At 36.3% G+C, this 11,218-nt stretch carries 7 protein-coding genes; 5 read left to right on the forward strand and 2 right to left on the reverse strand.

Going from position 1 to position 11,218, the window contains the following annotated elements; genetic code table 11:
• Window positions 1-93: 93 nt before the first annotated feature.
• Window positions 94-2,655: an ATP-dependent Clp protease ATP-binding subunit gene (locus B5440_RS01225; protein ID WP_070052351.1), complete on the reverse strand. Its 2,562-nt coding sequence runs from the start codon at window positions 2,653-2,655 to the stop codon at window positions 94-96.
• A gap of 249 nt (window positions 2,656-2,904) precedes the next feature.
• Between B5440_RS01225 and gyrA the strand changes: the two genes are divergently transcribed.
• From gyrA to B5440_RS01255, 5 genes are all read left to right on the forward strand, one after another.
• On the forward strand, window positions 2,905-5,436 hold the full coding sequence (gyrA, locus tag B5440_RS01230; RefSeq protein WP_070052350.1) for a DNA gyrase subunit A: 2,532 nt from the start codon (window positions 2,905-2,907) through the stop codon (window positions 5,434-5,436).
• Window positions 5,437-5,457: 21 nt separating this feature from the next.
• Entirely contained in the window at window positions 5,458-6,699 is a 1,242-nt protein-coding gene (locus B5440_RS01235) for a tetratricopeptide repeat protein (protein ID WP_070052348.1), read from the forward strand.
• A 127-nt stretch (window positions 6,700-6,826) separates the two neighbouring features.
• Window positions 6,827-7,894: a flavin monoamine oxidase family protein gene (locus B5440_RS01240; RefSeq protein WP_070052347.1), complete on the forward strand. Its 1,068-nt coding sequence runs from the start codon at window positions 6,827-6,829 to the stop codon at window positions 7,892-7,894.
• 194 nt (window positions 7,895-8,088) lie between these two features.
• A complete protein-coding gene (locus tag B5440_RS01245) occupies window positions 8,089-8,847 on the forward strand; it encodes an SDR family NAD(P)-dependent oxidoreductase (RefSeq protein ID WP_070052345.1) in 759 nt (252 codons plus the stop codon).
• 755 nt (window positions 8,848-9,602) lie between these two features.
• Window positions 9,603-9,821, forward strand: coding sequence for a hypothetical protein (locus B5440_RS01255; protein ID WP_070052342.1), 219 nt, complete (start codon window positions 9,603-9,605; stop codon window positions 9,819-9,821).
• 515 nt (window positions 9,822-10,336) lie between these two features.
• Here B5440_RS01255 and B5440_RS01260 read toward each other — a convergent pair.
• Window positions 10,337-11,137: a sensor histidine kinase gene (locus B5440_RS01260; protein WP_079711040.1), complete on the reverse strand. Its 801-nt coding sequence runs from the start codon at window positions 11,135-11,137 to the stop codon at window positions 10,337-10,339.
• Window positions 11,138-11,218: the final 81 nt, after the last annotated feature.

An 11,218-nucleotide genomic window follows, 5' to 3' on the forward strand; every position in this document is an offset into this window, starting at 1 on the left:
AATTTAATATATTTCAACGACTTTAATAAAAAAAGGCTATTTGAAATGAGATTTTCAAATAGCCTCTTATAAAACTAATGATATTTTAAAGTTCTAAGATTCTGTTTCTTCAATTGCTTTATCAATTTTTATGGTCAATTCATTTTTCTCTTCATCAAGATCCATAAAAATCTTATCGCCTTCTTTTAATTTTGAAGTAATGATTTCTTCAGCCAGTGCGTCTTCAATATACTTTTGAATAGCCCTGTTTAAAGGTCTTGCTCCATATTGCTTATCGAATCCTTTTTCAGCAATATAATCTTTGGCTTTATCACTTAAAGTTAAGCTATAACCAAGACTTCCAATCCTGCTGAATAATTTCACCAATTCAATATCAATAATTTTGTGGATGTCTTCACGTTCAAGACTATTGAAGATCACTACATCATCAATTCTGTTTAGAAATTCTGGAGCAAATGCTTTTTTAAGCGCATTTTCTATCACGCTTCTAGCATTTTCATCGGCTTGAGAACGTTGAGAAGAAGTTCCAAATCCAACTCCCTGTCCAAAATCTTTTAATTTTCTTGCTCCAATATTGGAGGTCATTATAATAATGGTATTTCTAAAATCGATTTTTCTTCCGAGACTATCGGTTAAATATCCGTCATCTAACACCTGAAGTAGCATATTGAAAACATCTGGGTGCGCTTTTTCAACCTCGTCAAGCAGAATCACGGCATAAGGTTTTCTACGAACTTTTTCGGTAAGCTGACCACCTTCTTCGTAACCTACGTATCCCGGAGGTGCTCCAATTAACCTGGAAATAGCGAACTTCTCCATGTATTCACTCATATCTATTCGAATAAGTGAATCATCGTTATCAAATAATTCTCTCGCTAAAACTTTCGCCAACTGTGTTTTACCTACACCAGTTTGTCCTAAAAATATGAACGAACCAATTGGTTTATTAGGATCTTTAAGCCCGGCACGGTTTCTTTGGATAGCTTTTACCACTTTACCAACCGCATCATCCTGGCCAATCACTTTTCCTTTTATTTTCTTAGGAAGTTCAACCAGTTTATTGCTCTCAGTTTGGGCAATTCGGTTTACCGGAACACCGGTCATCATAGAAACCACATCTGCAACGCTATCTTCGTCAACTGTTTCTTTATGCTTTTTAGATTCCTCTTCCCATTTTTCCTGTGCTACCTGAAGTTCTTTTTCAAGATTTTTTTCGTCGTCTCTAAGTTTTGCAGCTTCTTCGTATTTCTGCTTTTTAACAACTGAGTTTTTCTTTTCACGAACTTCTTCCAGCTTGCGTTCCAGGTCTAAAATCTGTTTTGGAACATCTATATTGGTAATGTGTACACGAGATCCCGCTTCATCTAAAGCATCTATAGCTTTATCTGGTAAAAACCGATCGGTTAAATACCTGTTGGTTAATTTCACACAGGCTTCAATCGCTTCATCAGTATAAGAAACGTTGTGGTGATCTTCGTATTTGTCTTTTATATTATTAAGGATTTCTATAGTTTCCTCTACCGTGGTAGGCTCGACTATAACCTTTTGGAACCTTCTTTCTAAAGCACCATCTTTCTCGATATATTGACGGTATTCATCTAAAGTAGTGGCTCCAATACATTGAATTTCACCCCTGGCCAATGCAGGTTTAAACATATTGCTCGCATCCAGACTTCCTGTAGCGCCACCGGCACCTACAATGGTATGAATCTCATCTATAAAAAGAATAATATCATCATTCTTTTCAAGCTCGTTCATCACGGCTTTCATACGTTCTTCAAACTGGCCACGGTACTTGGTTCCTGCTACTAAACTTGCCAGATCCAAAGTTACCACGCGTTTATCGAAAAGTATTCTAGAAACTTTGCGCTGTACAATTCTAAGAGCTAAACCTTCAGCAATAGCCGATTTACCAACTCCGGGTTCACCGATTAGTAGTGGGTTGTTTTTCTTTCTTCTACTTAAAATCTGCGAAACTCTTTCAATCTCTTTCTGACGTCCAACTACAGGATCAAGTTTATCGTTTTCGGCCATCGCGGTTAGATCCCTTCCGAAGTTATCTAAAACTGGAGTTTTAGATTTTTTAGAAGTTTTCCCGGAACCGCTGCCGCCTCCGCTAAACGGATTATCCTTAGTAGCGTCATCTGTACTGCTATCATCATCAGAAAATGACTCTGCCGTTGGGTTATCCTGAAAATCAGTTTCATCGCTAGCTATCATATATTTGAATTGATCTTTAACCCCATCGTAGTCTACTTTAAGTTTATTAAGTAGCTTGGTAGTAGGGTCATTCTCATTTCTTAAAATGCAAAGCAGTAAATGAGCTGTATTTATATTAGAACTTTGAAAAAGCTTAGCTTCTAAAAAAGTTGTTTTTAGGGCGCGTTCTGCCTGGCGAGTAAGGTGTAAATTCCTTTTCTCGTTAGAAACCGCAGTAGATTCGGGATTTGCAGGGCTAAGTATTTCTACCTTACGTCTTAAATGACTTAAATCTATATCTAAGGCGTTTAATATATCTATGGCCTTGCCATCTCCATCTCGCAGCAAACCAAGCATAAGATGTTCAGTACCAATAAAATCGTGGCCTAAACGCAGTGCTTCTTCTTTGCTATATGCGATTACATCTTTTACTCTAGGGGAAAAATTATCATCCATCTTTATCTTCCTTTCTCTCTATGATTTATTCAGTACATAACTTTCAAAAATTGTACCTAATCCTATGATATTAGCTAATTGACAAAATTACTTTCAATAATCAAAGGGTAAAATAAGGAACTTATTAACGATAGCACACTAAATATTTGTTAATAAAATCTGGTTAAACAATACGCCAAACAGGGCTTTAACATCTATAAAATATGTAAATTGGCACGTTAGATTTGAGAACTAAAATAAAAATACAATATGGCTGAAGGAGAAAAGCTTATTCCTATAAATATTGAAGATGAAATGAAATCGGCCTACATTGATTATTCAATGTCGGTCATTGTGTCACGTGCTTTACCAGATGTTCGTGATGGTTTAAAACCGGTGCATCGCCGGGTTTTATATGGAATGTATGAACTTGGAGTACTTTCCAATCGCTCTTATAAAAAATCTGCCAGGATTGTTGGGGAAGTATTAGGTAAGTTTCACCCGCACGGAGATTCTTCGGTTTATGATACCATGGTGAGAATGGCTCAGCATTGGAGTATGAGGTATATGCTTGTAGACGGCCAGGGTAACTTTGGATCTGTAGATGGTGATAGCCCTGCGGCAATGCGTTATACCGAGGCCAGAATGCGTAAGATCAGTGAGGATATGCTTGCTGATATCGACAAGGAAACGGTAGATACTCAGTTAAACTTTGATGATTCATTAAACGAGCCCGTAGTACTTCCAACGCGTATTCCCAACCTTCTTGTAAATGGAGCCAGTGGTATTGCGGTTGGTATGGCCACTAATATGGCGCCTCATAATATCTCTGAAGTAATAGACGGAACCGTTGCTTATATAGACAATCACGACATTGAGATTGATGAACTTATGGAGCATATTAAAGCTCCAGATTTTCCAACCGGAGGAATAATTTATGGTTACGACGGAGTTCGTGAAGCTTTTAAAACCGGAAGAGGGCGTATTGTTATGCGCGCCAAATCTTCATTAGAAGAAATCAACGGGAAAGAGTTTTTAGTAGTTACCGAGATTCCTTACCAGGTGAATAAGGCAGATATGATCAAGAAAACTGCCGATCTTGTAAATGAAAAGAAAATTGAAGGGATTAGTCTTATTAGAGATGAATCTGATAGAAACGGGATGCGTATCGTTTATCAATTGAAACGAGATGCTATTCCAAATATCGTATTAAATACGCTTTATAAACATACTGCATTACAAACTTCTTTTAGTGTAAATAATATTGCGCTTGTGAATGGAAGGCCAGAGATGCTTAATTTAAAAGATATTATTTATCATTTTATTGAGCACAGGCACGAAGTTGTTGTAAGAAGAACAGAGTATGAACTCAAGAAAGCAGAAGATAGAGCTCATATCCTTGAAGGATTAATTATCGCTTCAGATAATATAGATGAAGTTATTGCATTAATTCGTTCTTCCAGCAATGCAGAAGAAGCCCGAAACAAATTAATAGAGCGTTTCGAGCTTACCGAAGTTCAGGCGAAGGCGATCGTAGAAATGCGATTGCGCCAGCTTACAGGACTGGAGCAGGATAAACTTCGTGCAGAGTATGACGAAATAATGGCAACCATAGAAGATCTTAAAGACATTTTGGCGCGTAAAGAGCGTAGAATGCAAGTTATTAAGGACGAACTTCTGGAAATAAAAGAAAAGTACGGAGACGAGAGACGTTCTACCATAGAATATTCTGGCGGCGATCTAAGTATAGAAGATATGATCCCAGATGAACGTGTGGTAATTACAATCTCTCACGCCGGATATATTAAAAGAACTTCCCTAAACGAATATAAAACGCAAAATAGGGGAGGAGTTGGCCAAAAAGGTTCTAATACAAGAAATGAAGATTTCTTAGAATATTTATTCTCTGGAACCAACCACCAGTATATGTTATTCTTTACTCAAAAAGGAAAATGTTTCTGGATGAGGGTTTACGAAATTCCTGAAGGTAGTAAAGCTTCTAAAGGTAGAGCTATTCAGAACCTTATCAATATAGACCCAGATGATCGCGTAAAAGCATTTATATGTACCCAGGATCTTAAGGATGAAGAGTATATAAATAAACATTATGTGATTATGGCCACCAAAAAAGGCCAGGTTAAGAAAACTTCTCTAGAGCAATATTCAAGACCCCGAACTAATGGTATAAATGCTATTACTATTAAGGAAGACGATGAATTGCTAGAAGCAAAGTTAACCAACGGTGATAGCCAGGTAATGCTTGCTGTAAGAAGTGGTAAAGCTATTAGGTTTGAAGAAGGGAAAACCAGACCCATGGGAAGAAACGCTTCAGGGGTAAGAGGAATTACACTTGCCGATGATAAAGACGAAGTAGTAGGAATGATCTCTGTTGAAGATTTTAATTCAGATATCCTTGTAGTTTCTGAAAATGGATACGGAAAAAGATCCAGCCTCGAAGACTATAGAATTACTAACCGTGGCGGAAAAGGTGTCAAAACAATTTCCATTACCGAAAAAACCGGAAGTCTTGTTGCAATTAAAAATGTATCAGATGAAGAGGATATCATGATCATCAATAAATCTGGAATTGTAATAAGAATGGAGGTCTCTAATCTTAGAGTTATGGGTCGTGCAACCCAGGGAGTTAGATTGATCAATCTTAAAGGGAACGATGCCATTGCTGCTGTTGCAAAAGTGCTTCATGATGAAGACGATGTAGAGCTCATGGAAGACCCGGAAAAGACTGAAGATGCTGAAGAAAACCCAAATGGCACAACTATTGTAGACGATAGTGAAGAATAACTAAATAAAAACCAAAACAAGATGAAAACTAATATTTTTACTGTAGCGTTGTCATTTTTATCGGTGGCTGCCGTTGCACAAAAAAGTGAAATTAGAGATGCGGGTGATGCCGTAGAAGATGGCAACTATGCAGAGGCCAAAACTGAATTACAAACTGCTGAATCTATGCTTTCTGAAGCTAATGAGAAGTGGACCGAAAGATTCTATCTTTATAAAGGACAAGCTTATTTAGGAAGTGGTGAGAATGCTTCTCTTGAAGACCTTGAGACTGCAGCTGAGGCTTTTCAAAAAGCTCAGGAGTTAGGCAATGAAGAAGAAGCCGTTCAGGGTTTTGATCAGGTTAGAAATGCCTTGGTTCAGAGTGCTATCAACGATCAAAATACTGAAGATTTCGAGAGTGCTTCAGATAAGTTGTACTACAGTTATCAATTAAATAAGCAGGATACTCTTTATTTATATTACGCTGCTGCCAACTCTTTAAATGGGCAGGACTATGCTACAGCATTAGAATACTATAAAGATCTAAAAGAATTAGGTTTTGATGGTTCTGGTGTGGAATATGTTGCCACCAATGTAGAAACTGGTGAGGAGGAGATAATGAGTACTAAAGAGCAGAGAGATATAATGCTTAAAACAGGGGAATATGAAAACCCTCAGGACCGTAAAATTCCTTCTAAAAAAGGGGAGATCGCTAAAAACATTGCTTTAATATATATCCAGCAAGGTGAAGATGAGAAAGCAATTGATGCGATTAAAGATGCGAAAGCTGAAAATCCTGACAATATTGCATTATTACAAGCTGAAGCTGATGTTTATTACCGAATGGGTAATAAAGAAAAGTATAATGAGTTGATGCAGGAAATGGTTAAGAAGAACCCTAACGATCCTAACGTATACTATAACCTTGGTGTTACTGCTGCTGAATTAGGCGATAATGAAAAAGCCATTGAATATTATAAGCAAGCGCTAGAGATTGATCCTGAAATGACAAATGCAAGAATGAACATTGTTGTTGCTATTCTTGCAAAAGAGCGTGACATCATTGATGAAATGAATGAGCTTGGAATGAGTAAGGAAGATAACAAGCGTTACGAGGAGCTTGAGGAAGAACGTAAAGAGATTTACGAACAAGCTGTTCCTTACCTTGAAAAAGTGATCGAATCAGATCCAGAAAATGTTAATGTGATAAGAACAGCTATAAACATCTACAACCAATTGGGTGAAGAAGAAAAAGCTGCAGAACTTAAAGCTAGATTAGAGTAATAATTCTCTAAATATATTTTAATAAACCACCGGACTTCCGGTGGTTTTTTTATTTCATTAAATAAAAAAAAGCCCAAAGTACAGGAAGCATTTTACCGAAAGATTAAGAATTAATAACAAGTTTTGAATGAAATCTAACGAGAGAATAATAATTATAGGAGGCGGTTTAAGCGGACTTACCTTAGCCTACAGGTTGTCACAAAAGAAAATAAAGACGACCGTGCTGGAAGCTTCATCAAGAATAGGCGGAAGGATACAAACAGTTAAAGGTAACCTGGGAACGCCTATGGAATTAGGTGCAACCTGGTTTTCAGACCTGCATCCAAATCTAAACTCTTTAATTGAAGAATTAGAACTGAAAAAATATCCGCAATTTTCAAGAGGTAAATCATTGTTTCAAACCAAATCATTCGAGCCTCCGCAGGAATTTTTTGTCCCAGAATCTGAAAATTCATCTTACCGCATAGTAGGCGGTACGCAAATGTTGATTAATACTTTGAGTCAGAAACTACCTTCTGGAACTCTACGGCTTAATTCAAAAGTTACTTCTGTTGCAGAAGTTGGTGATCAATTATCGGTAGAAATTGCTAATGAAGAAAGTCAATTTGCCGATAAAGTTATCTTGTGTTTACCGCCTCAGCTAGCCGGTACACAGATAAAATTTACTCCTAATTTGCCGGCTGATATGTCAAAAATTTTACCTGAAGTTCAAACCTGGATGGCAGGTAGTATAAAATTCGCCCTGGAATATAAAGAGCCCTTTTGGAGGAATGCAGGATACTCAGGAATGTTTTACAGTCATTGCGGAATCGTTGCAGAAATGTACGATCATACTAATTTTGAACAAAATAAATTTGGATTTACGGGCTTTCTAAATGCTGGTGCAGTAAGTTATTCCCGGGAATTACGAGAAAAACTTGTATTGAAACAGTTAGATGAATTACTGGGAAAGAAAGCATTGGCACCCATAACTTATAAAGATAAAATTTGGGTAGATGAATTTATATCGGAAGGAAAACAATTAGTTCAAAGACCGCATCAAAATAATGGCCATCCGCTTTTACAACAGAGCTACCTGAATGGAAAATTATACTTCTCTGGAACAGAAAACGCAGTTGAATTTGCAGGTTATATGGAGGGAGCGGTTATTTCTGCCTTTAATACTCTAGCCAAATTAGGTTTTCACGAGAGATAAAGATAATCTGAATCTCTATAATACTTCCAACACAAAAAAACGACCTATTCCTTTTTTATACTTCTATGATTATTATCATAAATAACTGGTTTATAATTAGTTATTTTTAATCTTTAAGTGAAAAGTAATTTTCATCGTCCCTAAATCAGCATTTTGAATACCCCCCAATCATTATTAATTAAAAATGAAAAATTATGAAAAGAGCGGAGAACAAAGTGGTTATCGTAACCGGCGGTGCATTGGGAATCGGCAGGGAAACTTGCATTTTACTGGCAAAAGAAAAAGCAAAAGTTGCAGTAACAGATATTCTTGACCGGGAAGGGGAGGAGTTGGTAGCTGAAATAAAAAAATCAGGTGGTATAGCAAAATACTGGCACCTTGATGTTTCTGATGAACAGGAAGTTAAAAAAGTATATGCTGAAGTAGTCGAAGAATTCGGCAAACTTGACGCTACGGTAAATAATGCAGGTATTGCCGGTGTGGACAAACCAACTCATGAATTAACTGAAGATGAATGGGATTCTGTTATGAGCATAAATGTTAAAGGTGTTTTTTTCTGCACCAAGCATGCGATTCCACATATGCAGAAATCAGGAGGAGGAAGTATTATCAACCTTTCTTCAATTTACGGGATCATTGGGGCGGGAGATATTCCACATTATCATGCTTCAAAAGGAGCTGTTAGATTAATGGCCAAGAATGATGCATTAATTTATGCTAAAGATAAAATAAGAGTTAACTCTGTACACCCGGGATTCATCTGGACTCCGTTGGTAGAAGAATTTGGCAAAGATGTTCCAGATTTCAGGGAAAATCTTAATAAGTTTCATCCTATTGGACACGTAGGGGAACCTATGGATATTGCCTATGGAATACTGTATTTGGTATCAGATGAATCTAAATTTGTTACCGGCAGTGAATTGGTTATAGACGGAGGATACACCTGCAAGTAATTTGTCTCTGAAGATCTATTCAAATTATATTATATAAAAAAGAAGGATCAAGGATTTAACCAAGTTTATTGAGGAGTATCTTTATAATTCTATTGAGTAGGCGGGAGGAGAAGATGAAACTTCTAGTCTAGGAACGTTCTTATAAGAACAAGGAAAAATCCGAAAATAAAAATTGAGGTAAAAATAAGCTTATTATGTTTTGCTAGCCAGTTGGGCAGGAAGATGTGAAAATTTTCTTTTTGGGAGCTTGAATATTTTCGCGCAATAAGCGTAATCGGGCAAAACATTTTAAAGATAAGTAGCACAAAGCCTTCTGCTATTACCAGTCCTATAGCGACCCAGGTGAAAGTGTTAATCTGGTTAGTAAGCCCTGAATAAACAATATAGAAGATAATTGACACGAAAAATAGCCACACCAGGGTGTGAATTAACTTAAGGAATAATAGTTTTTTATCCTTTACCATCGGGAAAACTAAAATATTCTAACCGGATGGGCTTTTAAAATTAACTAACATTCACTAAGTTGTCAAACTAAATAAGAATTAAATTTTTAATTTCGCTGGTTTTGAGCTTATGATTGGTAACTGAATAGCCTTAAGTTTAAAATACTAATAGGATTGTATGTTAATTATTGGAATTAATTAAAAAATTTAGAGAAACTTCACTCTTCGCTTTTTATTTAGCTTGTTATTATTATTTTAGAGAAATAGAAAAATACTAAGATTAATTCACTATTTTATATTTAAAAATTAGATATGGGAAGACCTTCCACAAAACCTAAAGATCTGCGTGACGGATATTATATTGAAGTCCGTAATAAAAATCAAAGAACTGGAATAAAAATCCGTAGGGATACCAAAGAACAACTGCTTCTGGCAATAGAGGAATATAAAGAAAGTAAAGAAGTTATTGTTCTGGGTAAATCTGAAAACGGAGTAATGAAAGATATTCCAGGCCTTGAAAGCAATTCGTAGGCTTAGATTTAAGCCATACTTGGCCTCAAAATTGGAATTATTTAATAAACTTTGTTCCCTAAACTTTAAATGAGTACACGAAGTAAAACTCACAATTCATTTTTCCAGAGCATCGACATTATAAAAATATAAATCGAAAGCTCAAGAATAGCTCTTATAAAATTTATAGCTGTTCAATCTTGAGAAATAGCAAAGGGTAATTATATGATCAACATATAGTTACCCTTTATTTATGGTTTTTTGATAAGTTGATAGTCGGGGGCAATAAAGCGTTTTATGTGGACGGCATATCCTGTATTTTATAGTTTTGGAAGATTCAATGCCTTTCAGATTAGCTTCAAAATTGAGATGAAATAACAATATACCGAGTGATTTATCTTTTATGTGTGTTAAACCTCCTTACTATAAGGAATGATTCCAAAAACTTTCTATCTCAGTTTAGTAAATTTTAAGAAAGACATTTGCAGCAATAGCCCTCATGGTTTGTACAATCAAAGTTGTGATGTTTTGGCTCATTATGCGCTTTTTTGGATCATAAAATCAAATTCAATATGCGTTCCTTGATCATTGCGTTCTCTCATCTTCCCATTTAGTTGCAGGGTAAGTAATTGTACCAATTGCGATCCGAAACCTGTGCCTCTAGGAGCAAGTCCTGCTGTTTTCCCAATACCATTATCTGTCACCTCCAGTCTTAAATTTTGATTACTGCTTTTTTCCAGACTTATATTGATAACGCCCTGTTGCTGTTTTGGAAATGCATACTTAAGGGCATTAGTGAGCAGCTCATTCACAATAAGGCCAATGGGAACGGCTGTATCAATATCTAGTTCCAGGTTATCCATAGCGCATTCAATTTTTACCCGCTCTTCTGCATTGAAGCTGTCGAGAATGCCTTCACCCAGGTTGAGGAAGTAATCCTTCATTTCAATACTTCCCAGATTTGTACCTTGATATAATTTTTGATGAATAATGCCCAATTGTACCCTATTTTGGCTGGCAATCATGGCATCTTTAGTTGCAGGGTCATCTATTTGAGCCGACTGCAAGGCAATCAGGCTTTTTACCATTTCTAAATTATTCTTGACACGATGATGTATTTCTTTAAGTAGCAATTCGTTTTCTGCATTGCGTTGATCAAGCAACACATTTTTTTCGGCTAACTCTCCATTTAATGCTCTTAACTTTTGATTACTAGTTTGTTTAAGTCTATAATTACGATACAATAGGGCGAGCAATAAGGCACCAATAATTAAGGCAACAGTATAAATAGTTTGTTGTTGTTGATTAGCAGCAAGCTCTTTATGAAGAACCCCCATTTGTTAGGACAGCTTAGCTGTTAAATTAAGTTCTATTTTTCATTTTTTAAGCAGCTTTTCTATCTTGTTGCAAATATCGAT

The sequence above is a fragment of the Salegentibacter salarius genome, assembly GCF_900168265.1.
Classification (GTDB): domain Bacteria; phylum Bacteroidota; class Bacteroidia; order Flavobacteriales; family Flavobacteriaceae; genus Salegentibacter; species Salegentibacter salarius.

What these genes read in the sequence shown, in the direction of transcription:
- B5440_RS01260 (WP_079711040.1), bottom strand. Translation starts at nt 11,137, where the DNA reads ATGGGGGTTCTTCATAAAGAGCTTGCTGCTAATCAACAACAACAAACT.
- B5440_RS01235 (WP_070052348.1), top strand. Translation starts at nt 5,458, where the DNA reads ATGAAAACTAATATTTTTACTGTAGCGTTGTCATTTTTATCGGTGGCT.
- B5440_RS01245 (WP_070052345.1), top strand. Translation starts at nt 8,089, where the DNA reads ATGAAAAGAGCGGAGAACAAAGTGGTTATCGTAACCGGCGGTGCATTG.
- B5440_RS01225 (WP_070052351.1), bottom strand. Translation starts at nt 2,655, where the DNA reads ATGGATGATAATTTTTCCCCTAGAGTAAAAGATGTAATCGCATATAGC.
- B5440_RS01255 (WP_070052342.1), top strand. Translation starts at nt 9,603, where the DNA reads ATGGGAAGACCTTCCACAAAACCTAAAGATCTGCGTGACGGATATTAT.
- B5440_RS01240 (WP_070052347.1), top strand. Translation starts at nt 6,827, where the DNA reads ATGAAATCTAACGAGAGAATAATAATTATAGGAGGCGGTTTAAGCGGA.
- gyrA (WP_070052350.1), top strand. Translation starts at nt 2,905, where the DNA reads ATGGCTGAAGGAGAAAAGCTTATTCCTATAAATATTGAAGATGAAATG.